Annotated in this window: 25 protein-coding genes and 1 pseudogene; 8 read left to right on the forward strand and 18 right to left on the reverse strand. The window is 73.2% G+C overall.

Translation table 11 applies throughout. The features are described from left to right. Positions 1-123 precede the first annotated feature (123 nt). The 5 genes from JL106_RS22175 to JL106_RS14965 form a co-directional block, all read right to left on the reverse strand. Positions 124-1,521 (reverse strand): PhoH family protein, encoded by a 1,398-nt coding sequence (locus JL106_RS22175; protein WP_205261542.1) that lies wholly within the window; start codon positions 1,519-1,521, stop codon positions 124-126. Between the two features lie 368 nt (positions 1,522-1,889). After that, the gene (locus JL106_RS21150) at positions 1,890-3,584 is read right to left on the reverse strand and encodes a sensor histidine kinase (RefSeq protein WP_205261543.1); all 1,695 of its coding nucleotides are present in this window, start codon (positions 3,582-3,584) and stop codon (positions 1,890-1,892) included. Between the two features lie 72 nt (positions 3,585-3,656). Further along, positions 3,657-4,358: a response regulator transcription factor gene (locus tag JL106_RS14955; RefSeq protein WP_205261544.1), complete on the reverse strand. Its 702-nt coding sequence runs from the start codon at positions 4,356-4,358 to the stop codon at positions 3,657-3,659. A gap of 173 nt (positions 4,359-4,531) precedes the next feature. Then, positions 4,532-5,806, reverse strand: a complete 1,275-nt coding sequence (locus tag JL106_RS14960; RefSeq protein WP_205261545.1) for a DUF885 domain-containing protein — start codon at positions 5,804-5,806, stop codon at positions 4,532-4,534. A 70-nt stretch (positions 5,807-5,876) separates the two neighbouring features. Then, positions 5,877-6,644, reverse strand: a complete 768-nt coding sequence (locus JL106_RS14965) for an isoprenyl transferase (protein WP_205261546.1) — start codon at positions 6,642-6,644, stop codon at positions 5,877-5,879. A 159-nt stretch (positions 6,645-6,803) separates the two neighbouring features. Between JL106_RS14965 and trhA the strand changes: the two genes are divergently transcribed. Further along, positions 6,804-7,463, forward strand: a complete 660-nt coding sequence (gene trhA / locus JL106_RS14970; protein WP_236007755.1) for a PAQR family membrane homeostasis protein TrhA — start codon at positions 6,804-6,806, stop codon at positions 7,461-7,463. A gap of 89 nt (positions 7,464-7,552) precedes the next feature. On the opposite strand, the pseudogene JL106_RS22600 reads toward trhA, so the two are convergent. Together JL106_RS22600 and JL106_RS14980 are read right to left on the reverse strand one after the other, a co-directional pair. Next, a pseudogene (locus JL106_RS22600) lies at positions 7,553-8,134 on the reverse strand (hypothetical protein); the annotation flags it as partial. Between the two features lie 463 nt (positions 8,135-8,597). Next, positions 8,598-9,557: a quinone oxidoreductase family protein gene (locus JL106_RS14980; RefSeq protein ID WP_205261549.1), complete on the reverse strand. Its 960-nt coding sequence runs from the start codon at positions 9,555-9,557 to the stop codon at positions 8,598-8,600. Between the two features lie 110 nt (positions 9,558-9,667). On the opposite strand from JL106_RS14980, the gene JL106_RS14985 reads away from it, so the two are divergent. Both JL106_RS14985 and JL106_RS14990 read left to right on the forward strand, forming a co-directional pair. Beyond that, complete coding sequence (locus JL106_RS14985) at positions 9,668-10,741, forward strand: alkene reductase (RefSeq protein WP_205261550.1); 1,074 nt, start codon at positions 9,668-9,670, stop codon at positions 10,739-10,741. 70 nt (positions 10,742-10,811) lie between these two features. Further along, entirely contained in the window at positions 10,812-11,774 is a 963-nt protein-coding gene (locus JL106_RS14990; RefSeq protein WP_205261551.1) for a quinone oxidoreductase family protein, read from the forward strand. Between the two features lie 37 nt (positions 11,775-11,811). Here the strand turns inward: JL106_RS14990 and JL106_RS14995 are convergent, their stop codons facing one another. Beyond that, positions 11,812-12,264 carry a hypothetical protein gene (locus tag JL106_RS14995; protein ID WP_205261552.1) on the reverse strand — a complete coding sequence of 151 codons (453 nt, stop codon included), beginning with the start codon at positions 12,262-12,264 and terminating at the stop codon, positions 11,812-11,814. After that, on the reverse strand, positions 12,261-13,166 hold the full coding sequence (mca, locus tag JL106_RS15000; protein WP_205261733.1) for a mycothiol conjugate amidase Mca: 906 nt from the start codon (positions 13,164-13,166) through the stop codon (positions 12,261-12,263). Before mca ends, JL106_RS14995 begins: the two co-directional genes overlap by 4 nt. Positions 13,167-13,821: 655 nt before the next feature. Between mca and greA the strand changes: the two genes are divergently transcribed. Then, positions 13,822-14,313 (forward strand): transcription elongation factor GreA, encoded by a 492-nt coding sequence (gene greA, locus JL106_RS15005; RefSeq protein WP_205261553.1) that lies wholly within the window; start codon positions 13,822-13,824, stop codon positions 14,311-14,313. Between the two features lie 67 nt (positions 14,314-14,380). On the opposite strand, the gene JL106_RS15010 is transcribed toward greA, so the two are convergent. From JL106_RS15010 to JL106_RS15020, 3 genes are read right to left on the reverse strand one after another with little or no spacing between them, the layout of a single operon-like run. After that, positions 14,381-15,010, reverse strand: coding sequence for an energy-coupling factor transporter transmembrane component T family protein (locus tag JL106_RS15010; protein WP_205261554.1), 630 nt, complete (start codon positions 15,008-15,010; stop codon positions 14,381-14,383). Further along, a complete protein-coding gene (locus tag JL106_RS15015) occupies positions 15,007-15,696 on the reverse strand; it encodes an energy-coupling factor ABC transporter ATP-binding protein (protein ID WP_328842501.1) in 690 nt (229 codons plus the stop codon). Before JL106_RS15015 ends, JL106_RS15010 begins: the two co-directional genes overlap by 4 nt. Then, positions 15,693-16,340, reverse strand: coding sequence for a biotin transporter BioY (locus tag JL106_RS15020; RefSeq protein ID WP_328842503.1), 648 nt, complete (start codon positions 16,338-16,340; stop codon positions 15,693-15,695). Before JL106_RS15020 ends, JL106_RS15015 begins: the two co-directional genes overlap by 4 nt. Positions 16,341-16,536: 196 nt before the next feature. Here JL106_RS15020 and JL106_RS15025 point away from each other — a divergent pair, with 196 nt between their 5' ends. Then, complete coding sequence (locus JL106_RS15025; protein WP_205261556.1) at positions 16,537-17,232, forward strand: TetR/AcrR family transcriptional regulator C-terminal domain-containing protein; 696 nt, start codon at positions 16,537-16,539, stop codon at positions 17,230-17,232. Here the strand turns inward: JL106_RS15025 and ilvA are convergent. Continuing rightward, positions 17,208-18,443 (reverse strand): threonine ammonia-lyase, encoded by a 1,236-nt coding sequence (gene ilvA / locus JL106_RS15030; RefSeq protein WP_328842505.1) that lies wholly within the window; start codon positions 18,441-18,443, stop codon positions 17,208-17,210. The two genes, JL106_RS15025 and ilvA, sit on opposite strands and share 25 nt — an antisense overlap. Before the next feature lie 7 nt (positions 18,444-18,450). Next, a complete protein-coding gene (locus tag JL106_RS15035; protein ID WP_205261557.1) occupies positions 18,451-19,623 on the reverse strand; it encodes a cystathionine gamma-synthase in 1,173 nt (390 codons plus the stop codon). A gap of 96 nt (positions 19,624-19,719) precedes the next feature. Between JL106_RS15035 and JL106_RS15040 the strand changes: the two genes are divergently transcribed. Continuing rightward, positions 19,720-20,379, forward strand: coding sequence for a DJ-1/PfpI family protein (locus tag JL106_RS15040; protein WP_407940181.1), 660 nt, complete (start codon positions 19,720-19,722; stop codon positions 20,377-20,379). 181 nt (positions 20,380-20,560) lie between these two features. Beyond that, positions 20,561-21,823 (forward strand): LLM class flavin-dependent oxidoreductase, encoded by a 1,263-nt coding sequence (locus JL106_RS15045; RefSeq protein ID WP_205261559.1) that lies wholly within the window; start codon positions 20,561-20,563, stop codon positions 21,821-21,823. Between the two features lie 162 nt (positions 21,824-21,985). Here JL106_RS15045 and JL106_RS15050 read toward each other — a convergent pair whose 3' ends face one another. After that, entirely contained in the window at positions 21,986-23,362 is a 1,377-nt protein-coding gene (locus tag JL106_RS15050) for a cystathionine beta-synthase (RefSeq protein WP_205261560.1), read from the reverse strand. 165 nt (positions 23,363-23,527) lie between these two features. On the opposite strand from JL106_RS15050, the gene JL106_RS15055 reads away from it, so the two are divergent. Then, positions 23,528-24,490, forward strand: coding sequence for an SGNH/GDSL hydrolase family protein (locus JL106_RS15055; protein WP_205261561.1), 963 nt, complete (start codon positions 23,528-23,530; stop codon positions 24,488-24,490). Between the two features lie 16 nt (positions 24,491-24,506). Here the strand turns inward: JL106_RS15055 and JL106_RS15060 are convergent, their stop codons facing one another. The 3 genes from JL106_RS15060 to JL106_RS15070 form a co-directional block, all read right to left on the reverse strand. After that, a complete protein-coding gene (locus JL106_RS15060; RefSeq protein ID WP_205261562.1) occupies positions 24,507-24,815 on the reverse strand; it encodes a hypothetical protein in 309 nt (102 codons plus the stop codon). A gap of 13 nt (positions 24,816-24,828) precedes the next feature. Further along, positions 24,829-25,602, reverse strand: a complete 774-nt coding sequence (locus JL106_RS15065; protein ID WP_328842508.1) for a Bax inhibitor-1/YccA family protein — start codon at positions 25,600-25,602, stop codon at positions 24,829-24,831. A gap of 204 nt (positions 25,603-25,806) precedes the next feature. After that, the gene (locus tag JL106_RS15070; protein WP_205261563.1) at positions 25,807-26,184 is read right to left on the reverse strand and encodes a GNAT family N-acetyltransferase; all 378 of its coding nucleotides are present in this window, start codon (positions 26,182-26,184) and stop codon (positions 25,807-25,809) included. Positions 26,185-26,200: the final 16 nt, after the last annotated feature.

Raw genomic sequence — 26,200 nt, forward strand, 5'->3', positions numbered from 1 at the left:
GAACGGGCCCAGGACCCCGTCCAACACCAAACCTGATCAACGAGGCAGGCACACGCCGCCCCGCCGACCCCCCATACCCATCACCCAGCCAACACAGCACTTGACCTCAACCTCATAGGTTGCTCAGCCGAGGTCGGGGTGCTCCAGCAGCTCGGTGACCAGGGCGGCGATCGGCGACCGTTCCGAGCGGGTCAGCGTGACGTGGGCGAACAGTGGGTGCCCCTTGAGCGTCTCGATGACCGCGGCGATGCCGTCGTGCCGGCCGACCCGCAGGTTGTCACGCTGGGCGACGTCGTGGGTCAGCACCACCCGCGAGTTGGTGCCCAGCCGGGACAGCACGGTGAGCAGCACGTTGCGCTCGAGCGACTGGGCCTCGTCCACGATGACGAACGAGTCGTGCAGCGACCGGCCCCGGATGTGGGTCAGCGGCAGCACCTCGAGCATGCCGCGCGCCACCACCTCCTCGATCACCGCCGGCGAGGCCACCGCCGAGAGGGTGTCGAAGACGGCCTGCGCCCAGGGCTGCATCTTGTCGTTCTCGCTGCCCGGCAGGTACCCGAGTTCCTGGCCGCCGACGGCGTACAGCGGCCGGAACACCACCACCTTGCGGTGCGCCCGGCGCTCCATCACGAGCTCCAGGCCGGCGCACAGGGCCAGCGCGGACTTGCCGGTACCGGCCCGGCCGCCGAGGGAGACGATGCCCACCTCGTCGTCCATCAGCAGGTCGAGGGCGATGCGCTGTTCGGCCGACCTTCCCCGGAGACCGAACGCCTCCTTCTCCCCACGCACCAGCCGCACCTGCTTGCCAGGGGTGACCCGGCCGAGGGCGGAGCTGTTCGGGCCGACCAGCTTGACGCCGGTGTGGCAGGGCAGGTCGCGCACCTCGTCGGTGTCGATGACCCCGGTGCGGTACAGCTCGTCGACGACCGCACCGGACACCGGCACCTCGGTCATGCCGGTCCAGCCGGTGAGGGGGACATCGAGGCCGCGGTACTCGTCGGCGGCCAGCCCGACGGCCGACGCCTTGACCCGCAGCGGCATGTCCTTGGTGACCAGGGTGACCGCCCCGGGCTCGCGCTCGGCGGCCAGGTTCGCCGCACAGGCCAGGATGCGCGAGTCGTTGCTGTCGGTCCGGAAACCGAGCGGCAGCACGGTCGGGTCGGTGTGGTTCAGCTCGACGTGCAGGGTGCCGCCGGCCTCCCCGATGGGGATCGGCGCGTCCAACCGACCGTGCCGGATCCGCAGCTCGTCCAGCAGCCGGAGTGCCTGTCGCGCGAAGTACCCGAGCTCGGGGTGGTGCCGCTTGCCCTCCAGTTCGGAGATCACCACGAGCGGCAGTACGACCTCGTGCTCGTCGAACCGTTGCAGCGCGTACGGATCGGAGAGCAGCACGGAGGTGTCGACGACGTAGGTGTGACGGCCGGCCTCGGCATGGTCACCTCCAGCGGTGACCGGGCCGGCGGTTCGAGCGGGATCGGAGGCGACAGGGGCCGGAGACGAGCCAGTGCGGTGTGTGTCCACGAACGACTCCTGGACGGGCGCGGGTCCGCGCGACCGCTGCGAGGTAGGCCGGCGGTTCCCCGTCGGAGCTCGGTGCCGGACGGGCGAGCGTGTCGCTGCTCGCCCCACCGGTCCCGATCCCGAAAGGGCCCGGAACCGGCCCCCTCGAGTCCGGTCCGCGTGGTTCGCGGAACATCATCGATCGGGGCCTCCCGTGCGGTCGCTCGACCACGACCACGAGCGCAACGTACGCGCGCCGGACGCGCCGCCGCGCGCGTACACGCGAACATTCGCGTGAACACTGCATCAACGACCCGGCGCGAGCCTGGTGGTTGCGCACCGTGACCGCCCGTCGACCGCCCGTGCCGCCGTCTGCGTGGCCCGTCGGGTCAGCGATCGCCGGTGCGCCCGGTCGGGTGGTCACCCGGGGCGCCCGGCTCGGCGCCGCCCCCGACCACCCACTGCGGTTCCGTCCAGGGTTCGGTCCGGGCCTCGCCACGTTGGTCGGTGCCCCGCCCGGCCGTGGCAGCGCCGAGCCGTGCCCCGACCCGGGCCCGAAGACCCGGACGCCGGACCGGCGGTGCGGCGTCCGGCATCTCGACCAGCTGGGCCGATCCGGGATCCACCGCGGCGGTCCCCGACGCCCGCCGCAGCAGCACGGTCATGCTCAGCCCGCCACCGGGCGTGTGCGACGCCCGGATGGTGCCGCCGTGGGCGCGGACGATGGCCGCCACGATGGACAGCCCGAGACCCGTGCCGCCGTTCTCCCGGCTGCGGGACGGATCGACGCGGAAGAACCGGTCGAACAACCGGTCCAGCGCCTCGTCCGAGACTCCCGGGCCGTTGTCACTGACAGTGACGGCGACGTCCTCGGTGTTGGCGAGCACCGAGATGGTCGCGACGGTGCCCGCAGGGGTGTGGGTGCGCACGTTGGCCAGCAGGTTGGCGAACAGCTGGTGCAGCCGCAGCCGGTCGCCCAGCACCACCGAGTTCCACGGGGCGCCGGACGGGGTGCCGGCCAGTCGCCACGTCCGGGTGGCGTCGATGACGGCAGCGTCGTCGACCACGCCGAGCAGCAGTTCGGCCAGGTCGACCCGCTCGTACCGGGTCGCCCGCTCGGCGTCCGCCTGGATCAGCGTCAGCAGGTCCTCGACCAGCGCGCCCATCCGCCGGGCCTCGAAGCCCATCCGGGTCATCGCCTTGGTCACCGACTCCTCGTCGGTCAGCGCGCCGGCCGCGTACAGGTCGGTGTAGCCCCGGACCGCGGCGACCGGGGTGCGCAACTCGTGGGAGGCGTCCGCGATGAACTGTCGCAGCCGTTCCTCGTTGCGGGTGCGCTCCGCGAGCAGACCGCCGATGCCGTCGAGCATGTCGTTGAACGCCGCGCCGAGCCGGCCGACCTCGGTGGACGCGTCGTCGACCGTCACCCGACGGTCGAGTTCGCCCCCGGCGATCGCGTCGGCGGCCCCGGCCATGTCTTCCAGCGGCTTGAGCTGGCGGCGGACGATGAGACTGGCCGTGCCGCCGAGCAGCAGCAGCAGCCCGACCGTGATGAGCAGCTCCACCAGCACCAGCCGGTTGACCGCGGCGTTGACGTCGGTCAGCGGGCTCCAGGCGACCAGGTAGCCGCCGCTCTGCTGGTCGACGCTGGCGTTCACGGCCAGCGCCAGGTACGTCACGCCCGGCCGCGAGGCGTCCGACACGATCTCCGCCTCGGTGGTCGGCGGCGGCATCTCGAACGCCGGGTTGGCCTGCCGATCGGCGGCGGCCGGGTAGATCGACTTGCTGATCCCGGTGGGGCTGATCACCGTCCAGCCCAGCTCGCCACGCACCGAGCTCGAGTTGGACAGGTCGGCGAGCAGGTCGGCGTCGATCTGCTGCCCCTGCTGCGGGCGCGGCAGCGTGTTCAGCACGCTCTGCAGCGTGTTGGCCCGGCCCTCCACCAGCGATGCGCGCAGGTTCATCGGCAGGACGATGTCGACCGCGGCCAGCGCGAGCGCGGCCACGATGAGCACCAGCGCGATGAGCCGGCTGCGCAGTCCCCAGCGGCGTCCGTCCGGTCCCCGCAGGTCGGGAGCGGTCACCGCGGCACCGGCGTCCGGCACGGAGCGGTGATCCCGGCCGGCCGGGCCGACGGGCCCGAGCGGATCAACGGATCAGTGGCGAGGACCGCGCAGCACATAGCCGAAGCCCCGGTGGGTGTGGATGAGCGGCGTGTCGAAGTGCTCGGGATTGTCGATCTTGCGCCGCAGGTAGGAGATGTAGGTGGCCACGACCGAGTCGTCGCCGTAGAAGTCGGTGCCCCACACCGCGTCCAGCAGCTGCTGCCGGGACAGCACCACATTGGCGTTGATCATCAGGTGGCGGAGCATCTTGTACTCCGTGGGAGCCAGCTCGATCGGCTGGCCGGCCCGCGTCACCTGGTAGGTCTCCGGGTCCAGCGTCAGGTCGGCGACCTGCAGCACGCCCTCGCTGTCCGGGTCGGTGCGGGTGCGGCGCAGCACCGCGGCCACCCGGGCGGCCAGTTCCTCCAGGCCGAACGGCTTGGTCACGTAGTCGTCCCCGCCGGCGCTCAGCCCGGCGATCTTGTCGGCCGGGGTGTCGCGGGCCGAGAGGAAGACGACACCCGCGTCGACGCCCGCCGCACGCACCCGCTTCATCACCTCGAGGCCGTCGAAATCGGGCAGCATGACGTCGAGGATGATCAGGTCCGGGTGGCTGTCGGTGGCCAGCCGGACCGCCTCACGGCCGGTCGCGGCGACCGAGACCTGGTACCCCAGGAACCGCATCGACGTCGCCACGATGTCCTGCAGCGACGGCTCGTCGTCGACCACCAGCAGCTTGGCCCCACCGGCCATGTCGTCCTCCCCTGTCCGGCCCGCCCGGTCGCGCCGGGTGGTGCCCCGTTCCGGCACCCGGCGGGCGTGCGCAGCCCATCATGACCCGCGGAGTCCCGATCGGGAACGACCTGGGAACGACGCGTGAACGTGCCGGTCGGCGCGCGCGGGAGTCGGTGCCGACCAGATGCCGATCAGCGCGTGGTGGCCGGCCCGGCGAGCTCCTGACGGATGGCCCGCGGGGTCAACGGCTCGTCCAGCAGCCGCTGGAACCGCTGCAGGGCGGTGGTGCCGTCCGGCCGCGCCTCCAGCCACGGCCGCAGCAGCCGCTCCCCCTCCACGTACGTCGAGGTGTAGGCCCGCCAGAGCGGGTCGGTGATGAAGCGCATCATCTGCCGGGCGCGCCGTTCGTCGACCAGCATCCAGCGCTGCAGGTACTGCAGCACCTCCTCCGGGTCGGCGCCGTGGTCGTTCAGCAGGATGGCCGCGTTCTGCCGGACCGTGTTCAACGGCCGGGACGCCAGCTCCAGGGCCTCGGCCAGCTCCGGGTCGAAGGTCGGCACCGGCCGTCCGTCCGGGCCGGCCACGTCGGCCAGCACCTCGACCAGCCACCGCCCCCAGCCCGGCCCGATCGCCGCGGACAGGGCCAGGTCGCCGAGGCCCTCGGCCATCAGGCACTGCGGGGTGTTGACCAGGAAGATGGTGTGCTCCAGCTCGGCCTGCCGGTCGACCAGCACCAGCTCCTTGCGGCAGTGCTCGGTGTGGTGCCCCGGGTAGCACTCGTGGGCGACCAGGGCGCCGAGCCCGCTCGTCCGGTGGCCGACGTCGGCGTTGACCGCCACCCGCGAGCGGAACCCGCCCAGGTAGTAGTTGAAGCCGCTCCAGGCGACGTCCCGCTCGATGGCGAACTCGATGTGCTCGCCGGTGGGCAGACCCGTCGGCGCGGCCACCCGCTGTCGCAGCGCCGCCGCGACCTGTCGGACGGCCGACTCCACCGCCTCCGGCGGGCACAGCTCCGGAGCGCGCGCCGCGGCCAGCCGCGGGCCCACCGGCCCGTGTCCGCCCAGCAACTCGCCGACCCGGTCGTGGGCCTGCGCGTAGACATCGGTGTCGACGAGTGCGATGTCGACCTGGAAGTAGCTGCGCACCTCGTCCACGAACGACATGGGCGCACCGGCCAGCCGCCGGCCGGCCACGGCGAGCGCCTCCAGGTGCGCGACGAGGTACTCGGTGCGGGCCAGGTCGTACCCGGCGTCCCGCACCCGCAGGACGAGTTCCTGCGCGTCCCGGGCCAGCTGGGCCGGATCAGCGGTGGGCTCGGCGGCCACCTCGGCGGCCAACGCGGGATCCCCGGTGTAGGCATCGACGAAGCCCTCGACCACGCACCCGAAGCGCAGTCCCAGCCGCAGGTAGTCCCGTACCACCGGATCGACGGGGGTCGGAACTCCTGACGGGGGACGGTCGCTCATCCGCCCGAGCCTAATGTCCGCCGCGGCACGCCCGGACCCGAGCGTCGCCGCGGACCGGTCCGCCCCGGCGTCACTCCCCGAACCGGCGGTGCCGCGCGGCGTAGTCGCGCAGCGCCCGCAGGAAATCCACCCGCCGGAAGTCCGGCCAGTACGCCTCGGTGAACCAGAACTCCGAGTGCGCGCTCTGCCAGAGCAGGAACCCGGACAGCCGCTGCTCCCCGGACGTGCGGATGACCAGGTCCGGGTCGGGCAGCCCGGAGGTGTAGAGGTGCTCGCCGATCGCGTCGACGTGCAGGTCGTCGAACAGCTGGCGCCCGGTCAGCCCCGCGTCCAGCTTGCTCTGCAGCATGGACCGCACCGCGTCGACGATCTCCTGCCGCCCGCCGTAGCCGATGGCCACGTTGACCTGCAGGCCGGTGCGGTCGGTGGTGCGGGCCGCCGCGGCCTGCACCGCGTCGGCCATCGCGGCCGGCAGCTGGTCCATCGCGCCGACGATCCGGACCTTCCACGGCCGGTCGGGCGCGGCCAGGTCGTCGACCACCTCGGTGATGATCTCCAGCAGGGGGGTCAGCTCGTCCGGGTCGCGGCGCAGGTTGTCGGTGGAGAGCAGCCACAGCGTGACCATGTTGACGCCGGCCTCGGTGCACCAGTCCAGGAAGTCCTCGATGAGGGCGGCGCCGGCCCGGTGCCCCTCGTTGGGGTTGGAGAACCCCGCCTTGCGGGCCCACCGGCGGTTGCCGTCGAGCATGACGCCGACGTGGTGGGGCAGCGGCCCGGCGGCCAGGGTCTTCTTCAGCCGGCCCTCGTACACCCGGTACAGCACGGCCGGAAGTCTCACGCCAGCACAGTAACCGCCGCCTGACAGCCCGTGGCGGCGCGGTGATCCGACCGGCGACACGCGTCGCGACACGCCGGGGGTGCGCCGGACGTCACCCCGGCGCCCGGGCGTGTCCACAGGCGGCTGGGGAAGACTGGGAGGATGCCGCCTGCAGTGCTGATGCCCGTGCCCGCGACCGTGAAACCGCGGGCCCGCGGCTACATCCACCAGTACTCGGCGATGGTCGCGGCGGTGATGGGCGCGGCGCTGGTCACGATCGCCGCCGTGACGGCAGGTGCGGGTGCCGCCCTGGCCTGCACGGTCTACGCGGTGTCGATCGTCGGCCTGTTCTCGGTGAGCGCGACGTACCACCGGCACCACTGGACGTCGACGCGGGCGCGCACGTGGATGAAGCGGGCCGACCACTCGATGATCTTCGTCTTCATCGCCGGCACCTACACGCCCATCGCCGCCCTGGCGCTGCCGCCGGGCAGCCGCACCGTGGTGCTCATCATCGTCTGGGCCGGCGCGCTGGGCGGGGTGGCGCTCAAGACGCTCTGGCCGCACGCCCCGCGCTGGCTGGGCGTGCCGTTCTACCTGGGACTCGGCTGGGTCGCCGTCTTCGTGATGCCCGAGCTGATGGATCACGGCGGGGTCGCCGTGCTGAGCCTGATCGCCGCCGGCGGGCTGCTCTACAGCGTCGGCGCGGTGTTCTACGCGATCCGCCGGCCCAACCCGTGGCCCGGCGTCTTCGGGTACCACGAGTGCTTCCACGCACTGGTCTCCGCCGCCGCCATCTGCCACTGCGTCGCCATCTGGCTGCTCGTCCTCACCCCGTGAGTCCGGAGGCCACCGGCCGGAGCCGCGGCCCGGTGCTGCCCGCGGGCCGGATCCCGCGGCCGGTCAGCCGCGGAACCCTGGCCCGGTGATCACAGCCCGGGCCCCTGGGCCCGGAGCCGATCGACCGCCTCCATCGCGTCGCGCAGCTCGCTGAGCCAGCTGTCGGCGTGCTCGCCGACCAGCCGCACGGCCCAGACCAGCGCATCCGACCGGGACCGCGCCACGCCGGCAGCGACCAGCGTGTCCAGCACCTGACGCTCCGGCTGCCGCAGCCGGGTCATCACCGGGACCGACTGCGTGGTGAACAACTCCTCGACGTCGCCGACCCGGGCACCCCAGGAGATCTCGCGGCCGTACCGGTGCTGAGCCTGGCGGGCGATCTCGATCCGCTCGGCGCGGGTCTCCTCGCGGAACCGGGCGATCCGGCCGGCGGCCGCACCGTCCGCGGACGCCCTGGGCTGCTCCGACTCCTCCACGGCGGCGGCCTCGGCCGCCGCGGCGGGCGCGGGCAGCTCACCCACCACGAGGATCTCGTCGCGGTCGATGGTGACCTCGGGCGCGCCGACGAACCAGCCGTCCGGGATCCGGCCGGCGAACCAGCCCTCGGCGTCGGACGCGTCCGGGACGTCCCCGCCGCGGCCACCCCGACCCGGCCCTCCGGGTCCACGGCCGCCGCCGAACGGGCCGCCCCGACGGCCACCACGCCCGCGCGGCGGCCCGAAGCCGAACGGCGCACCCGGCGCGCCCGGCGACTCGGTGCCCTCGGCGCCCCGGGCGAACGCCGGACCCTGCTTGCCGAACTCCGCACCCGCCTCGGCCACGTTCCGCATGAACTCGCGGGCCATCTCCCGCCACGCAGCGGGATCGTTGCCGGGTCCGCCGAACTGGCCCCCGAACTGCTCGGCCATGGCGCGCAGCTGGTCGAACGGGTTGCCGCCGCCGGGTCCTTCCTGGGATTCCGGACGGCCGCCATGATGATGGTGATTCATGATTACCTCCTGCAGTCAGGTGTTTGTTGATTACATGATTACACCGTAACAACTCGTCGGCAAGGGGCGGTCTTCCGGGCACGGACGCGACGACGCCCGGCCGGAGAGACGGCCGGGCGTCGTGGGGTTCGGACGGGGTCGGGCGTCAGGCGAAGTCGAGCACCAGCCGTCCGCGTACGCCACCGGCGTGCAGCCGCTCGTGCGCCTCGGACGCCCGGGCGGCGGGCACCACGTCCGCCACCCGCAGGGTCACCACGCCCTGCTCCGCCTGCTCGCGCAGCCGGTCCAGCAGGTCGCGCCGCTCGAGGAGATCACCCACGCGCACCGGGTGGAACCGCAGGCTCCGGCTGCCGTCGCCCTCCCAGAACCGCACCGTGGCCACCGCACCGTCGTCCTTGACCGCCGACAGCACCTTCTCGTCCTGCACGGCCCCGTCGGCCAGTCCGTCGACACCGTCCGGGAACAGCTCGCGGATCCGGTCGGCCACGTCGTCGCCGCGGCGCACGACGTGGTCGGCCCCCAAGGACCGGACCAGGTCCTCGTCCTGCTCGCTCGAGTCCGCGACCACGACCAGGCCGTCGGCCTTGGCCAGCTGGACCACGTACCCGCCGAAGCACCCGGCCGCGCCGGTCACGGCCACCACCTGACCCGGCTGCAGATCCATCAGGTCGAGCGCCCGCCGCGCGGTCAGGCCGTTCATCGGCAGGGTGGCGGCCTGCGCGTCGGAGAAGCCCTTCGGCACCCGCACCACCGACCCGGCCGGCAGCACCAGATCGGACCGGTAGGCACCGTGCTCCCCCGTGGGCAGCACGATGGCCATCACCTTCTCGCCCGTCATCAGGTCCGTGTCGGTGTCCGGGCCGATCTCCAGCACCTCGCCGGCGATGTCCATCCCGGGGATGTCGGCGGCGCCGGCCGACCGATCGCGCCCGCGGGCGCGCGAGCCGTTCACCACGTAGGTGTCGGTGGCGTTGACCGTCGCCGCGGTCACCTTGACGCGGATCTGCCCGGCGCCCAACGGCTCCCGCGGGACCTCCACTTCGCGCAGGGCCTCCGGTCCGCCGTACTCGACCACCCCGACCGCTCGTACTCCGTTGTCTGGCATGCGGTCCTGTCTACGCGGCCGTCCCGCGCCGGTGCGAGCCGCCCCACCGTGACCCATTCCATTCCCCGACCCGGAATGCCAGGCCCCGGCGGTGACGTTCCAGCCAGGTTGTGAACCTCTTCAGTCCGGTGACCGTCGGAGACCTCGAACTGGCCAACCGGGTGGCCATGGCTCCCCTGACCCGGCTGCGGGCTGGCGCGGGCGGTGTGCCGAACGACCTGATGGTCGAGCACTACGCGCAGCGGGCCTCCGTCGGCCTCATCGTCACCGAGGGCACGTACCCGCGGGCCGCGTCACAGGCCTTCGTCGGCCAGCCCGGCATCGTCACCGACGAACAGCAGGCCGGCTGGTCCCGCGTCGCCGAGGCGGTCCACGCCCGCGGCGGCAAGCTGGTCATGCAGGTCATGCACGGGGGCCGGGTCACCCACCCCGACGTCAACGGCGGCCGGCGGGTCGAGGCGCCGAGCGCGATCGCCATCGGCGGCGCCGGGCACACCGAGCGGGGCAAGCAGGACTACCCGGTGCCGCACGCGCTCACCGCGGACGAGGCCCGCGAGATCACCGCCGACTTCGCCGCCGCCGCCCGACGAGCGGTGGCCGCGGGGCTGGACGGCGTCGAGATCCACGGCGCCAACGGTTATCTGCTGCACGAGTTCCTCGCCCCCACCTCGAACCGGCGCACCGACACCTACGGCGGGTCACCGGAGGCCCGCGCCCGGTTCGTCATCGAGGTCGTCACCGCGGTGGCCGAGGCCATCGGTGCCGGCCGGGTCGGACTGCGCATCTCCCCCGAGCACAACATCCAGGACGCCCTGGAGACCGACCGCGCCGACGTCCTGGCCACCTACGGCGCGCTGCTGGACGCGCTGCGGCCGCTCGGGCTCGCCTACCTGTCGGTCCTGCACGCCGAGCCGGCCGGGGACCTGGTGCAGGAGCTGCGTCGCCGGTTCGGTGGCCCGCTCATGGCCAACAGCGGGTTCGTCCAGGTCACCACCCGGCACGAGGCCCAGCACCTCATCGAGGAGGCGCACGCCGAGCTCGTGGCCGTCGGTCGCGCCGCGATCGCGAACCCGGACCTGGTCGAGCGCTGGCAGGGCGGGCACCCGGAGAACGAGCCCGACCCGACCACCTTCTACGCCGACGGCGCCCGCGGCTACACCGACTACAGGTTCCTGGACGCCTGAGCCCGCGGCCCCATCGGGATCCGCGCACCCGGCACCACCCGTCACCGACGACGCTCCAGAGAGGAATCCCATGAAGGCAGCAGTGGTCCACGGCACCGAGGGTCTGCGCTACGAGGAGGTCCCGGACCCGGAACCGAAGCCCGGTGAGGTGCTGCTCCGGGTCGCCGCGGTCGGGGTGCAGGGCGGCGACGTGCTGTCCGCCGCCCGAGGCGGCGCCGACCCGAGCACGCCGTTCGTGGTCGGCTACCAGGCGTCCGGCACGGTGGCGGCCGTGGGCGCCGACGTGACGTCGTTGCAGATGGGCCAGCGGGCGGTGGGCTTCACCTGGGCCGGGTCGCACGCCGAGCTGGTCGCCGTCCCGGAGCACCAGGTCTACCCGGTGCCGGACGGCCTGGACCTGCGCGCCGCGGCCGGCATCCCGGTCGAGTACGGCACGGCCGACGACTGCCTGTTCGAGTTCGGCCGGCTGCGCGCCGGGGAGACCGTACTGATCCAGGCGGCGGCCAGTGGGCTCGGCCTGGCCGCGGTGCAGCTGGCCAAGGCGGCCGGAGCCACCGTGATCGGCACCGCGTCCAGCGACGAGCGGCTGGCCCGACTGGCCGACCACGGACTGGATCACCCGATCAACCACCGGGGCACCGACGTGCCGGAGCGCGTGCAGCAGCTCACCGACGGCCGCGGCGTCGACCTGGTCGTCGACCCGGTCGGCGGCCGGACGCTCGAGGGCAGCATCGCCTCGCTCGCCCACCGGGGCCGGATCAGCTGGGTCGGCCAGGCCGGCCGGGACGGGCACGTGCCCGACACCTGGCCGCTGATGCGGCGGAACGCCTCGCTGACCGGCGTCTGGTTCGGCGCCGAGATGGTCGAGAACCCCACGCGCACCAGCGCTCTCATCGAGCGGCTGATCGAGCGGGTGGCCGACGGCGAGCTCAGTGTGGTGCTGGACCGGGAGTTCCCGCTGGCCGATGCGGCCGACGCGCACCGGTACATCGAGAGCCGGGCCGCCTTCGGCCGGGTGCTGCTCATCCCCTGAGCCTCACCCCCTGAGCCGGCTCATCGCCCGGGCGCGATCACCCCGGGCGGTCGGCACCGTCGGACGCGGCCGGCGAGCCGGTCCGTGACGGACCCACGCCCGGCTCCCGGGCGGACGCCGGGTCGGCCGGCCGGTCGAGGTCGGACGCCGCCCCGAACCGGTACTCGGCGGCTGCACCGCCAGCCGCATCGCCAGCCGCATCGCCAGGAGCGCCGTCGGTGGTGCCGTCGCCTGCGCCCACACCGTCGCCGGGCGTCCCGGCGGCCCGGCCGCGGCCGGGCCGGCCGAACTCCTTGGGCACCTTGCGCAGCTGCTTGTTCATCGACCGGATGAGCAGGTAGAGCGCGATGCCGAGCAGCAGGATGATCAGCAGGCCGATCGGCGCCGCCTTGCCCCACTCCGGGCCCTTGGGCGAGTCCCAGTCCGGGCCGCCCGGCTGGGCCAGCAGCGAGGTCACCGTCAGCCCGGCCCGGTCCAGCAGGACACTCATCGCACGGTCCCGGCCTGGTCCGCCACCACGGCCCCGTCGACGGCGTCCGGGGTGATCCCGGCGAACAGATCCGACTCGGGCGTGGTCGTGTCCACCAGCGACCGGGCCAGCTCGTAGTCGTCGGTGGCCCAGACCCGCGCCTCGATCTCGTGCGGGATGGCGAACCAGTGCGCGTCCGGGTCGATCTGGGTGGCGTGCGCGCGCAGCGCCGCATCCCGGGCGGTGAAGAAGTCGGCCACCGGGACGCGGGTCGTGGTGCGCAGCCCCGGGTCGGGCCGGTCACCGGCGCGCTCGGCCATCCGCTCCAGCCACTCGTCGAAGGGCCCGGTCCCGGTGGCTTCCTTGACGGCCTCGTTGATGGCCACCATCCGCTCCCGGGAGAAGCCCACGTTGTAGTACAGCTTCAGCGGCTGCCAGGGCTCGCCGGCCTCGGGGAACGCATCCGGGTCGCCGGCCGCCTCGAACGCCGCGACCGACACCTCGTGGCAGCGGATGTGGTCCGGGTGCGGGTAGCCGCCGTTCTCGTCGTAGGTGGTCATCACGTGCGGGCGGTAGCGGCGCACCAGCGCGACCAGCGCCTCCACCTCGGCGGCCGGATCGAGCGCGCCGAAGCAGTGCTCCGGCAGCTTCCAGTCGGCCTGCGGACCCTCGTGGTAGCCGGAGTCCTCGAAGCCCAGCCACTCGTGCCCGATGCCCAGGATCTCGGCGGCGTTCGCCATCTCGGTCAGTCGCAGCGCGGGGATGTCCACCCCGTCGGGCATCTCGAACTTGGGGTTCAGCACGTCGCCGCGCTCCCCACCGGTGCAGGAGACGACCAGGACGCCGTGGCCCTGCGCCGAGTACTTGGCCAGCGTCGCGGCACCCTTGCTCGACTCGTCGTCGGGATGGGCGTGCACCGCCATCAGGCGCAGCGGCGCGGTGGCCGCCCGCTCCCGGCGGTGCGCCGCCGCCTCGTCCACGGTCGCCGCCGGTTGCGGCGCACCGGCGATGGCGCCGGCCCGGGTGGACCCGGGCACGTCCTGCTTCGCGGTCGTGGTGGACACGGTCACTTCACTCACCTGGAGTCCCTTCGTGCGGCAGCCGCGCCGGGTCCGGCCGGGGCGGCGGTGGCCGGCCGGACAGGGCGTCGGTCGACCATTGTCCCCCCGCTCGCGGAGTGCGGAGTCGCCGCGCATCCACGGGCCGCCCACTCACCCGCCCTGCACCCCCTGGGACGACAGATCGAGCCTGCTCGTGACGGGAAACCTGCAGGTCACGGCGGGCGTCGGACGGTCGGCGCAGGCCTGCCGGATCGTGCCCGGAGGCCTCGCCCGTGCTAGACTCAGCGCCACAACGGCCCGTTCGCGGGCCGTTCTCCTGTTTTCCGGGTCCGGTCTCCGCCGGGGTCAGCGCCCTGGCAGTACGACCGGACCACCGTGCCTGGTGCCCTCTTCGAGTGCGGGAACGCGTTCGCGACCGGCTCGCGGGTGTCGAGATGCATCAGCAGCAGCCAAGCGCTGCACCAACTTCCGCGGTGTCGATCCCGACGCCGCGGCCGATGAGCAGTGAGGAGTTGCCATGACCGGATCGACCGAGACGTGGCTGACACAGGACGCGTTCGATCGGCTCAAGGCCGAGCTCGACGGACTCGTCGCGAACCGGCCCGCGCTGGCCGCGGAGATCAATGCCCGCCGTGAAGAGGGCGACCTCAAGGAGAACGGCGGTTACCACGCGGCCCGCGAGGAGCAGGGCAAGCAGGAGACGCGGATCCGTCAGCTGCAGGAACTGCTGCGCGACGCCAAGGTGGGTGTGCCGCCGGCCGACGACGGGATCGCCGAGCCCGGCATGCTGGTCACCGTCGCCTACGACGGGGACGACGATGACACCGAGACCTTCCTGCTCGGCTCCCGCGAGGAGGGCGCGCACGGCTCGGTGCCGGTCTACTCGCCGAAGTCGCCGCTCGGCGAGGCCATCATCGGGGCGGGTCGCGGCGAGTCCCGCGAGTACGTGCTGCCCAACGGCCGCACCCAGAAGGTCACCGTGGTGGACGCCAAACCGTTCACCGGCTGACCGACCACCCACGCCGCGCAGGCCCGGACCGTTCGCGGTCCGGGCCTGCCGCGTCCGGGCGACCGGGTCAGTCCCGGTCGCCGATGCCCCGGGCCTGCAGGGCTTCGCCGGTGGCCCGGGCCTGGGCGGCGACCCGCACCACCATCGGCGTGACCAGGGCCCGCGGGTTGCGCTGCAGCCCCCGGGCCACCGCGGCCTGCCGGGTCTGACCGGCCAGGTCGAGGGTCATCGGCACCGCCCGGATCATCAGCGAGCAGGCCAGGGCGACCAGTTCGGGGTCGACGCCGACGCGGCGGGCCGGCCGCAGCAGCCGGGTCAGCGTGTCCAGGAGCGCGTCCAGCGGGGTCGTCGCGGTCAGCACGGTGGCCGCCAGCACCAGGGCGACCAGGTCCGCCACCGACTCGACCGCCGCCGGCCAGCCCCGCTGCCAGGCCTGGAACGCGCCGAGCAGCACCGCGATCAGCAGCAGTCCGCGCAGCGTGTGCAGCAGCACCCGGAGGCCCATGCCCGACCAGGCGGCCAGCGCCGCCGCCGCGGCCAGCACCGCCACGGCCGTCCACGGGCCGGACAGCACCACCGCGACCACCCCGAACACCAGCAGACCGAGCAACTTGGCTCCGGCCGGCAGCCGGTGCAGCAGCGTGCGGCCGGGCCGGTACAGCCCCAGCAGCGCGCCGCCGGCCAGCCGCCCGGTCACGCCAGCGCCCGGTAGTGGTCGACCACGGAGTCGGCCGGGCCGTCGGCCACGACGCGCCCGTCCTCGACCAGCAGCGCCCGGTCGCACTGCGCGGCGAGCTCCAGGTCGTGGGTGACCAGCAGCAGCTGCTGGGGCAGGCCGAACAGCAGCTGACCGATCCGCCGACTGTTGCGCAGGTCCAGCAGGGTGGTCGGCTCGTCGGCGACCAGGACCGACGGGTCGGTGGCCAGGACCCCGGCCAGGGCCAGCAGCTGCCGCTGCCCACCGGACAGGCTGTGCACGCTGCGGTCGGCCACCTCGGTCAGGCCGTAGGACTCGAGCACGGCCAGCGCGGCCGCGCGCCGGTCCTTGGAACTGCGGTGCCGGGTGCGCAGCGACAGGGCGACGTCCTCGGCGGCCGTGGGCATGACCAGCTGGGCGGCCGGGTCGGAGAAGACGAACCCGACCCGGCGGCGGACCTGCGCGGCGTGCTCGGTGACGTCGATGCCGTCCACCCGGACCCGGCCCTCGGCCGGCTCGACCAGGCCGTTCACCAGCCGGGCCAGCGTCGACTTGCCGGAGCCGTTCGGGCCGATCAGCGCGACACGTGACTCGGTCAGCACCGCCGACACCCCGGCCAGCAGGGTGCGGTCGCCGTCGGCGGTGACGGCGCGGACGGTGACGTCGTCGAACTCGATCCGGGTCACGCCGGGGTCGGTCGGCCCGCCGGCGTGCTCGCCGACCGACCGATGCGGCCGCGCTGCGGCAGCAGGTCCGGGAAGGCGCGGTGCACGGCGGTGGCCACGAAGGCCATCAGCACGTTCTTGATGACGTCGCCGATCCAGAAGATCGCATCGGCCTTGAACGCCTGCCCCCAGGTCATGTCGGCCCGGAACACCAGCCCGGCCATGCCGAACGTGTGGATGAACAGCGCGCTGCTGATCAGCCCGGCCAGGAAGACGGCGGGCACGCCGGTGCGCACCGTGCGGTGTGGCAACCGCTCGACCAGGAACCCGCACAGCGCGGCGGCGAAGGCGAACCCGACCAGGTAGCCGGCCGTCGGGCCGGCGAACACCGCGAGCCCGGCCTTGCCGCCGGAGAACACCGGCAGCCCGGCGGCGCCCACGGCCAGGTAGAGCAGCACGGCCAGGAAGCCACGCCGGGCGCCCAGCACAGCGCCGGCCAGCAGCACCCCGAAGGTCTGCAGGGTGATCGGCACCAGGCCGCCCACCGGGATGGCCGGCAGCAGCGCGCAGACCGCGATGAGGGCGGCGAAGCCGGCGATCAGGGCGATGTCGGTGGCGGGGCTGCGCCGCCGGGCCCGGGACGGGCGGGACGGCACGGATGGCACGGATGGCACGGATGGCACGGATGGCACGGATGGCACGGACTCAGCGCTCGACGGCTGCGGCGAGGCGGGGGGCATGGGGACTCCTGGATCGGGAAGCGTCGGGGTCGACCTGAACGGTGGTCAGGTGAACGGCGTTCAGGTTAGGGTGAGTGCCGGGTCCGGTCAACGCCAGTGACCGGGATGACAGGAGGACGGGGTGCGCCACAGCCGCCACGACGTCGTGACCACCGCCCTGCAGGTGCTGGACCGGCACGGCCTGGTCGATCTGACCATGCGCCGACTGGGCGCCGAACTCGGCGTGCAGCCCAGCGCGCTGTACCACCACTTCCGCGACAAGCAGAGCCTGCTGGCCGCGGTGGCCGACGAGATCCTGCGCCGTCACGACGATGTCGCCCCAGTTCCGGTCGTCTCCACGGCCCCGGATCGGCCGGGCGACTGGGCGGCCGCGGTGAGCGCCGTCTGCGCCGGCCTGCGCAACGCGATGCTGGCCTACCGGGACGGCGCCGATGTGGTCGCCACGGTCTTCGCCTTCGGCATGGGCGCCCGCACCCCGCTGACCCGGCTGGTCGCCATCCTCCGCGACGCCGGCTTCTCCGCGGCGTTCGCCGACACCGCGGCCCGGACCCTGCTGCACTTCGTCTTCGGTCACACGGCCGACGAGCAACTGCACCTGCAGGCCGACGCGGCGGGAGCGCTGCTCGGATCCACTCCCGACGCGACCCCGGACGCCGCGATACCCGCCGACTCGGTGCTCGCGGACGCGGTGCTCGCGGACGACGCCGGCTTCGCGGTCGGGCTCCGGCTGATCGTGGCCGGCATCCGCGCCGAGCGGGCGGCGACCGTGCCTGTGCGCCCGGGGCCCTGCGGTCAGTCGGTCTCCAGCACCCGGTAGCCGGCCTCCCGCAGCCGGTCGCCGATGAGCGCGCAGTGCTCGGCGCCCCGGGTCTCCATCCGCAGGGACACCTCCACCTGCCCGACGGGCAGCGAGGTGAGCACCCGGGAGTGCTCGACGTCCAGGATGTTGCCGCCCCAGCGACCGATCGCGTCCAGCAGTGCTGCCAGCGAACCGGGCCGGTCGGAGATCCGCAGTCGCAACGACAGGAACCGGCCGGCCGCGGCCAGCCCGTGCTGGATGGTGTGCAGCAACAGCAGTGGATCGACGTTGCCGCCGGACAGCACGGCGACCACCGGCGGCGGGAACCGGTGCGGCGCCGTCATGATCGCGGCGACCGGGGCGGCACCGGACGGTTCCACCACCAGCTTGGCGCGCTCCAGGCACAGCAGCATGGCCCGGCTCAGGTCGTCCTCGCCGACGGTGACCACCTCGTCGACCAGCTGCCGGACGTGCCCGAAGGTCAACGCCGACGGCTCCCCCACCGCGATGCCGTCGGCCATGGTGGCCATCTCGGTCAACCGGACCGGCCGCCCGGCCTGCAGCGATCCGGGCCAGGCCGCGGCCCGTTCGGCCTGGACGGCGACGATCGTCACGTCCGGGCGCAGCGTCCGTACCGCGGCGGCGACGCCGCTGATCAACCCGCCCCCGCCGGCGGCCACCACGATGGTCGCGACCTCCGGCACCTGCTCGAGGATCTCCAGACCGACGGTGCCCTGCCCGCGGAGGAGGTCGGGATGGTCGAACGGGTGCGCCAGCACCGCACCGGTGCGATCGGCATGCGCCCGCGCCGCGACCAGCGCGTCGTCCAGGGTGGCGCCGGTCAGCTCCACGGTGGCGCCGTACGCCCGGGTGGCGGCGATCTTGGCGATGGACGCCCCCTCGGGCATGAACACCACCGCCGGCAGGTCGAGCAGCTGCGCGGCCAGCGCCACGCCCTGGGCGTGGTTGCCGGCCGACGCGGCCACCACTCCGGCCCGCCGCTCCTGCGCCGACAGCCGGGCCATCCGGGTGTACGCCCCGCGGATCTTGAACGACCCGGTCCGCTGCAGGTTCTCGCACTTGAGGAACACCGGGCCGCCGACCAGTTCGGCCAGCGGCCGGCTCGACTCCATGGGGGTGCGCCGCACCACCGGCTCGAGCAATCTTGCCGCAGCGGCGATCTCATCCGCCGTGACCAGCACCGGCAGGTCCGGGGGCAGCTCGGTCACGGCCGGATCAGTCCAGCGCGTCGGCGAGATCGGCGAGCAGGTCGTCGACGTCCTCGATGCCGACGGACAAGCGCACCAGGTCGTCGGGCACCTGGAGCGGCGATCCGGCCACGCTCATGTGGGTCATCAGGCCGGGGTGCTCGATGAGCGACTCGACCCCGCCGAGCGACTCGGCCAGGGTGAACAGCCGGGTCCGTTCGCACACCTTGGTCGCCTCGTGCTGGCCCCCGACCACGCGGAACGACACCATGCCGCCGAACCGGAGCATCTGCCCGGCCGCGACATCGTGCCCCGGGTGGGCGTCCAGCCCCGGGTAGTACACCTGGGCCACCCGAGGGTGCTCGCGCAGCAGCTCGACGACCGCCTCGGCGTTGTCGCAGTGCCGGTCCATCCGCACGGCCAGCGTCTTGAGCCCGCGCAGCGTCAGCCAGGCGTCGAACGGGCCCGACACCCCACCGACCGCCTTGGCCTGGAACGCGAACGCCTCGCCCAGGGCGTCGTCGGACGTGATCAGCGCGCCGCCGATGACGTCGGAATGACCACCCAGGTACTTGGTGGTCGAGTGCAGCACCACGTCCGCACCCAGGGCGAGCGGACGCTGCAGGTAGGGCGTGGCGAAGGTGTTGTCCACCACCAGCTTCGGGGCGCCGGCCCCGACCTCCGCGCACAGCTGGGCCAGGCCGGCGATGTCGGCGATGCCGAGCAGCGGGTTGGTCGGCGTCTCGCACAGCACCACCCTGGTCTCCGGCCGGATCGCCGCCCGGACCGCGTCCAGGTCACCCAGCGGCACCGGCGTGAACTGCACCCCCCAGGGCGCGAACACCGAGTTGACCAGCCGGTAGCTGCCGCCGTAGGCGTCGTTCGGGATGATCAGATGGTCACCGGGGCGCAGCATCGTGCGCAGCGCCGCGTCGAGGGCGGCCATGCCGGAGGCGTACGCGACGCCGTGCCGACCTTCCTCCAGGGCGGCCAGCGCCTCCTGCAGGGCGGTGCGGGTGGGGTTGCCGGCCCGCGAGTAGTCGTAGCCGGCCCGGGTCTGCCCAGTGACGTCCTGGGCGAAGGTGGACGTCTGGTAGATCGGCACCACGACCGCCCCGGTGCCCGCTTCGGGCTCCTGGCCGGCGTGGATGGCCCGGGTCGCGAACCCGTCCTGCTGGTTGTCGTCTCGACCGGCGTCCATGTGGTCCAGGCTATCCGTGGCCGGTCCGGGCAGGTCGGCCCCGAGCGACGACCCACCGTCCCGCGCCGACCCGACCCGACCGGAGGCCCCGTGTCCGTGCCGTTCCCCACGCCGTTCCCCACGCCGTCCCCCACGCCGTCCCATCACCGACCGCTGCTCGTCGCGGTGCTCTGCTTCCCCGACGTCGAGGCGCTCGACCTGGCCGGACCCGTCGAGGTGTTCACCACGGCCAGCCGGATGGCGCAGCGGGCGGGCGCGCCCGAGCCGTTCACCGTGGTCACCGTGGCCCCCGGCCGGGGGCCGGTGCAGGCCCGGGCCGGCCTGACCGTGCTGCCCGACCACGACTTCGGCGATCCGATCCGGCCGGACGTGCTCGTCGTGCCCGGCGGCGTGGTCGACGCGGCTCTCGCCGACGACCGGACCCTGGCCTGGATCGCAAGCGCCGACCGCACGGCCGTGATCACCGCGTCGGTGTGCACCGGCGCGTTCCTGCTGGCCGCGGCGGGCGTGCTCACCGGCGGTCCGGTCACCACCCACTGGGAGGACCAGGACGACCTGGCCGCCCGGTACCCCGGACTGGAGGTCCGCTCGGGAGTGCGCTGGGTCGATCAGGGCCGCGTGGTCACCTCCGGCGGCATCAGCGCCGGCATCGACATGTCGCTGCATCTGGTGGACCAGCTGGCCGGCCGGGAACTGGCGGAGCGGACCGCTCGGCAGCTGGAGTTCGACTGGCGCGAGGCTCCGTCAGCAGGGTGAGCCGGCTGACACACAGGACGGATCGGCCCCGGGACTCCCCCCGCCTGGACCGCGATGCAAGAATACGAATGGTCGTTCGTGTCGTCCGCGCACGGTTCCCCGGCGACGCTGCCCACGGGGTCACGACCGCTCGAACGATCCGGCCCGGACGGGCCGGCACACCTCCAGGAGGGTTGGACCGATGAAGTTCCACTGGTTCGCGGAGTTCTTCTACACCAAGCTGGCCGACGACTACGGGGACACCGTCCACAGCGCCTGGGTGGATCCGCCCATGACGTCGTTCGATCCCACGCTGGTCGGCGAGGACTACCGGATGTACCTGCGGCTGATGCAGCAGGCGGACCGGCAGGGCTGGGACTCGGTCCTGCTCAACGAGCACCACCAGACCTCGTTCGCGATGTCGCCGTCGCCGAACCTGTTCGCCGCCGTGCTCGCGGCCACCACCGAGAACGCGGCGATCGCGCTCTGCGGCAACTCGCTGGCCCTGTACAACCCGCCGGTCCGGATCGCCGAGGAGATGGCCACCCTGGATACCCTGTCCGGCGGCCGCCTCATCGCCGGCATGGTCTTCGGCACCCCGCAGGACAGCTCGTTCGCCTACGGCATGCCGCCGGTCGAGGTCCGCGACCGCTTCCACGAGGCGCGCGAGCTGATCACCCGGGCGTGGAGCGAGCCGGAGCCGTTCGCCTTCAACGGCACCTACAACAAGCTGCGCTACGTCAACATCTGGCCGCGGCCGATCCAGAAGAACATCCCGATCTGGGTTCCGGGCTCCGGTTCGGTGGAGACCTGGGACGTCGTCAACGACAACGACTACTGCTACGGCTACCTGTCCTTCTCCGGCAAGCAGAGCGCGCTGCCCATCGTGAACGAGTTCTGGGAGTACACGGAGTCCACCGGGGCGAACATGAACCCAAACCGGATGGCCTTCACCCAGCTGATCTGCACCGCGGACAGCGACAAGGAGGCCGAGGAGAAGTACTACGAGGCCGTCCGGTCGTTCTACCGGCAGAACCCCGTGGCACCCGAGTTCGCGGCCCCTCCCGGGTACAACAGCCTCCCGTCGGTGCGCGCCATGCTCAACCGGTCGAAGACCATCTCGGCCGAGCAGCGGGCCAAGGCGGCCAAGGGCGAGCTGTCCTTCTGGGAGTACGACGAGCTGGGATACATCATCGCCGGCACCCCGGAGCGGGTGGAGCAGCGTGTGCGCGAGCTGGCCACCGAGCTGCGCATCGGTCAGCTGATCACCGCCATGCACATCGGCAACCTGGACGAGGAGACGGCGGCCATGAACGTCGACCTCTTCGGCGAGAAGGTCATCCCCAAGCTCCGCGACATCCACTCGGAGTACGAGGACCTGTGGACCCCGCAGGAGAGCCAGCGGCGCGTCGCCGCCGCGGCCGAGCGCAAGCTCGCCGCCTCCGGCGCCGGAGCCATGGCTTGATCGGACCGGCTTGATCGGACCGGCTTGATCGGACCGGCTTGATCGGACCGGCTTGATCGGACCGGCTTGATCGGACCGGCTTGATCGGACCGGCTTGATCGTCCCCGAGGGCGGTCCCGCTGCGGCGGGGCCGCCCTCGCGGCGTCCCGGGCGCCGGCGGCGTCAGCTGCTCAGGAAGGTGAGCAGGTCGGCCCGGGTCAGCACGCCGGCGGGCTTGCCGTCCTCGACGACCATGACTGCGTCGGTGGTCTGCAGCGCCTCCCGGGCGGCCGACACCTGCTCGCCCGAGCCGACCAGCGGGAACGCGGGCGCCATGTGTCGGGACACCGCGTCGGCCAGCGACGCCCGTCCGGTGAACAGCGCGTCGACCAGATCGCGCTCGAAGACGGCGCCGACCACCTCACCGGCCATCACCGGCGGCTCGGCGGACACCACCGGCATCTGCGACACGCCGAACTCGCGGAGGATCTCCACCGCGTCGCGGATCGTCTCGTTCGGGTGGGTGTGCACCAGCGCGGGCAGGGTCCCGCTCTTGCGCCGCAGCACCTGACCGACGGTCGCCTCCGGCTCGGCCTGCCCGGCGTCGCTGCGGAAGCCGTACGACGACATCCAGCCGTCCGAGAAGATCTTGGACAGGTACCCGCGGCCGCCGTCGGGCAGCAGCACCACCAGGACGTCGTCCGCGGTGAGCCGCTGCGCCACCCGCAGCGCCGCCGCCACGGCCATGCCGCAGGAGCCGCCGACCAGCAGGCCCTCCTCGCGGGCCAGCCGCCGGGTCACCGCGAACGACTCGGCGTCGGACACCGCCACGATCTCGTCGGCGATGGACCGGTCGTAGGCCTCCGGCCAGAAGTCCTCGCCGACCCCCTCGACCAGGTACGGCCGGCCGGTGCCACCCGAGTAGACCGAGCCCTCCGGATCGGCCCCGATGACGCGGACCCGGCCGTCGGAGACCTCCTTGAGGTACCGGCCGGTGCCGGAGATGGTGCCGCCGGTCCCGACGCCGGTGACGAAGTGGGTGACCCGGCCCTCGGTGTCCCGCCAGATCTCCGGGCCGGTCGTCTCGTAGTGGCTCAGCGGGTTGTTCGGGTTCGAGTACTGGTCCGGCTTCCAGGCACCCGGCAGTTCCTCGGCCAGCCGGTTCGACACCGAGTAGTACGACTGCGGATCCTCCGGCGCGACCGCGGTCGGGCAGACCACCACCTCGGCGCCGTACGCCCGCAACACGTTCCGCTTGTCCTCGCTGACCTTGTCCGGGCAGACGAACACGCAGCGGTAGCCGCGCTGCTGGGCGACCAGGGCCAGACCGACGCCGGTGTTGCCACTGGTCGGCTCGACGATGGTGCCGCCCGGCCGCAGCAGCCCCTCCCGCTCGGCCGCCTCGATCATCCGCAGCGCGATGCGGTCCTTGACGCTGCCACCGGGATTGACGTACTCGACCTTGGCCAGCACCAACGGCGCCAGGCCCTCGGTGAGCGGCCCGAGCTTGACCAGCGGGGTGTTGCCGACCAGGTCGACCACCGAGTTCGCGTAGCGCACGCCGCGCAGCCTATCCAGCCGGGCGGACGGATCCCGTCCGGCCGGCATCCCCGGCGCCGTCCCCCGGCCGTCGGGGTGGATCACCAGCCGTCACCCGCCGATCACCACGCCGCCGCGCCGGACGCCCGGTGCCCCGGGCCGGACCGCGGTGCGAAGATCCGGACCATGGGTCAGCGCTCCGCTCCCGCCGATCACCCCCCGGCCCGCCGGCTGCGCACGGTCGTCGCGGGCACCGGCCTGCTGGCCGGCGTCACGGCCGGCCTGACCGGTGCCCTCGGGCTGACGCTGGCCCGGCAGGGTCGCACCGCCACCCGGGTCATCGAGGCGGCCGCGCTCGAGGCCGCCCGCCGGGACGGCACCCTGACGCCGTCGGTGTCCGGCGCGGTGGGCGGTCCGGCCCAGCGCGCGGGCGACACCGCGGCCCAGGTCCGGCTGCCGCGGGGCGACGGGGTGTACCGACCGGACGGGACAGGCCCGTACCGGTCCACCGGCGGTGGTCCCGGGGCGCGGCGGACGGTCACCGTGGCCATGGTCGGTGATTCGACGGCGGTCGGGTACGGCTGCCGGACCGCCGCGGAACTGCCGGGGGTGGTGCTGGCCGTCGGGCTGGCCGCCCGCACCGACCGGCCCGTCCGGCTGGTCACCCGCGGCGTCGTCGGTGCCGGCGCGGCCGACCTGGCCCGGCAGCTGGCCGCGGCGCTGCCCGCCGCCCCCGACGTGGTGGTGATCGTGGTCGGCGCGAACGACATCCGGGACAAGGTGCCACCGCACCGCTCGGCCCACCGGCTCGGCGAGGCGGTGGCCACCCTGCGCGGGCAGGGCATCCCGGTCGTGGTGGGCACCTGCCCGGACTTCGGCGTCATCGCGCCCATCCCGCAACCGCTGCGGACCGTGCTGCACCAGTGGTCGCGCCGGCTGGCCGAACTGCAGGAACGGGCGGTGACCGCGGCCGGTGGCCGGGCGGTGGCCATCGGTCGGCTGGTCAGTCCGGAGTTCGCCGGTCGCCCGGACCTGTTCGCCGCGGACGGGTTCCATCCGTCCGGACCGGGCTACGCCCGAGCGGTGGCCGCCCTGCTGCCGGAGGTGGTCGCCGGGCTGGCCGAGCGCACGCCGGTCTCGGGCGGCTGACCCCCCGGGGCGACGGTCAGCCGCGTCCGGCCCAACCGAGGACGACCGTCAGCTCGGCCAGCACTGCGTCGACGGCCACCGGATCGGCGCCGTCGCGGCGGGCGTCGGCGACCAGCACCACCAGCTGGTCGGCCAACGCGTGCACACCGGCGTCCGGCACCGGCCGATCGGCGTCCGCTGGCGCAGTCAGATCGGCCAGCTGTTGCAGGGCCCGACGCGCGGCGGCCTCGCGGTCGCCGTGCCGCCAGGCGGAGACGGGCCAGGCCCGCAGCCGACGCACGAGGTCGTCGAACTGCGGGCCTGGGAGGTCTTGCCGGCGGGTCACACCGACCAGGATGTCAGTCGCGGAAGTAGCTCAGCAGCCGCAGGATCTCCAGGTACAGCCACACCAGGGTGACCATCAACCCGAAGGAGAAGTACCAGGCGGTCTTGGCCGGGACACCGGCCTTGATCGCCTTGTCGATGGCATCGAAGTCCAGCAGGAAGCTGAACGCGGCGACCACGATGATCACCAGCGAGACCACGATGGCCAGCGGGCCACCGCTGCGGATCCCGGTGTCGACGCCGAACAGACCCAGCAGCAGGTTCACGGCCAACACCGCGAGGATGCCGATCATCGCGCCGATGATCATCTTGGTGAACTTCGGCGTGACCCGGATGGCACCGGTCTTGTAGATCACCAGCATGCCGGCGAACACACCCGCAGTGCCGACGATCGCCTGCAGCCCGATGCCCGGGTAGATGTTGTTGAACAGGTCGGTGATGGCGCCGAGCAGCACGCCCTCGGCCACCGCGTACCCCAGGATCAGCCCCGGGTTGCTGGACTGCTTGAAGATGACGATGAGCGACAGCACGAAGCCGACGATCAGCGCGGGCAGCGCCAGCCAGGTCGCGTTGGCCCAGGCGGTGGCCACGCCGGCGACCAGGGCGACACCGAGCACGGTGGCGGTCTTGGCCACCACGTCGTCGATGGTCAGGAAGCGCTCGCGAGCCGGGGCCGCCGCGGGCGGCGTGTTGTACATCTGGTTCAGGTAATCGGCGCTCGGCGCTGTCTGCCGCTGCGCGTCGATCACCTTCTCCATCTTGCTGAAGGCAGGATTGTTGCTCTGCACGACGAACCTCCGGGAGCCGAACACGTGAACCGTTGAGTGGGCACCTCGTACGAGGTACCCGACACCACCAACGCATCGAGGTCGCCGGTGGTTCCCGACCGGACCGCGGCGCCACCCGATCGCGTTCCGGTGTCACCGGTCGGAGGCGACCGGTCGGACCGACGGTCGCCGAGCCGGTCCGGTGATCATCCGGCCGGGCCGGCCTCAGCCGGTGGGCAGGCCGAACCGCTCGCGCTGGTCGGCCGGCACCAGGTCCTGCTCCTCGGGGTGCCGCTCCAGGTAGCGGCGGATGAACGGGCACAGCGGGACGACGGACGCACCGGCGTCCCGCGCGGCCTGCAGCGCCCCGCGGGCCAGGATCGAACCGAGGCCGCGGCCCTCGAAGGCGGGATCGATCTCGGTGTGCGGCAGCACCAGCACCCCGGCATCGCCCGCGCCCTGCCACTCGTAGGTCACGAAGCCGGCGACCCGGCCGTCGACGTGGACCTCGAACCGGCGCTCGGCCGGGTTGTCCACCACCTGCACGTCGCCGTTCGATCCGGCGTCGGACTGCGGGGCCGGTCCGGTCGAGGAGTCGGGCACGGCTGCCTCCAGGAGG

The organism is Nakamurella leprariae (genome assembly GCF_016918035.1).
Taxonomy (GTDB): domain Bacteria; phylum Actinomycetota; class Actinomycetes; order Mycobacteriales; family Nakamurellaceae; genus Nakamurella; species Nakamurella leprariae.

What these genes read in the sequence shown, in the direction of transcription:
- JL106_RS14955 (WP_205261544.1), bottom strand. Translation starts at nt 4,358, where the DNA reads ATGGCCGGTGGGGCCAAGCTGCTGGTGGTCGACGACGAGCCGTCGCTG.
- JL106_RS14960 (WP_205261545.1), bottom strand. Translation starts at nt 5,806, where the DNA reads ATGAGCGACCGTCCCCCGTCAGGAGTTCCGACCCCCGTCGATCCGGTG.
- trhA (WP_236007755.1), top strand. Translation starts at nt 6,804, where the DNA reads ATGCCCGTGCCCGCGACCGTGAAACCGCGGGCCCGCGGCTACATCCAC.
- JL106_RS14980 (WP_205261549.1), bottom strand. Translation starts at nt 9,557, where the DNA reads ATGCCAGACAACGGAGTACGAGCGGTCGGGGTGGTCGAGTACGGCGGA.
- JL106_RS14990 (WP_205261551.1), top strand. Translation starts at nt 10,812, where the DNA reads ATGAAGGCAGCAGTGGTCCACGGCACCGAGGGTCTGCGCTACGAGGAG.
- JL106_RS14995 (WP_205261552.1), bottom strand. Translation starts at nt 12,264, where the DNA reads ATGAGTGTCCTGCTGGACCGGGCCGGGCTGACGGTGACCTCGCTGCTG.
- mca (WP_205261733.1), bottom strand. Translation starts at nt 13,166, where the DNA reads ATGGCGGTGCACGCCCATCCCGACGACGAGTCGAGCAAGGGTGCCGCG.
- greA (WP_205261553.1), top strand. Translation starts at nt 13,822, where the DNA reads ATGACCGGATCGACCGAGACGTGGCTGACACAGGACGCGTTCGATCGG.
- JL106_RS15035 (WP_205261557.1), bottom strand. Translation starts at nt 19,623, where the DNA reads ATGGACGCCGGTCGAGACGACAACCAGCAGGACGGGTTCGCGACCCGG.
- JL106_RS15045 (WP_205261559.1), top strand. Translation starts at nt 20,561, where the DNA reads ATGAAGTTCCACTGGTTCGCGGAGTTCTTCTACACCAAGCTGGCCGAC.
- JL106_RS15055 (WP_205261561.1), top strand. Translation starts at nt 23,528, where the DNA reads ATGGGTCAGCGCTCCGCTCCCGCCGATCACCCCCCGGCCCGCCGGCTG.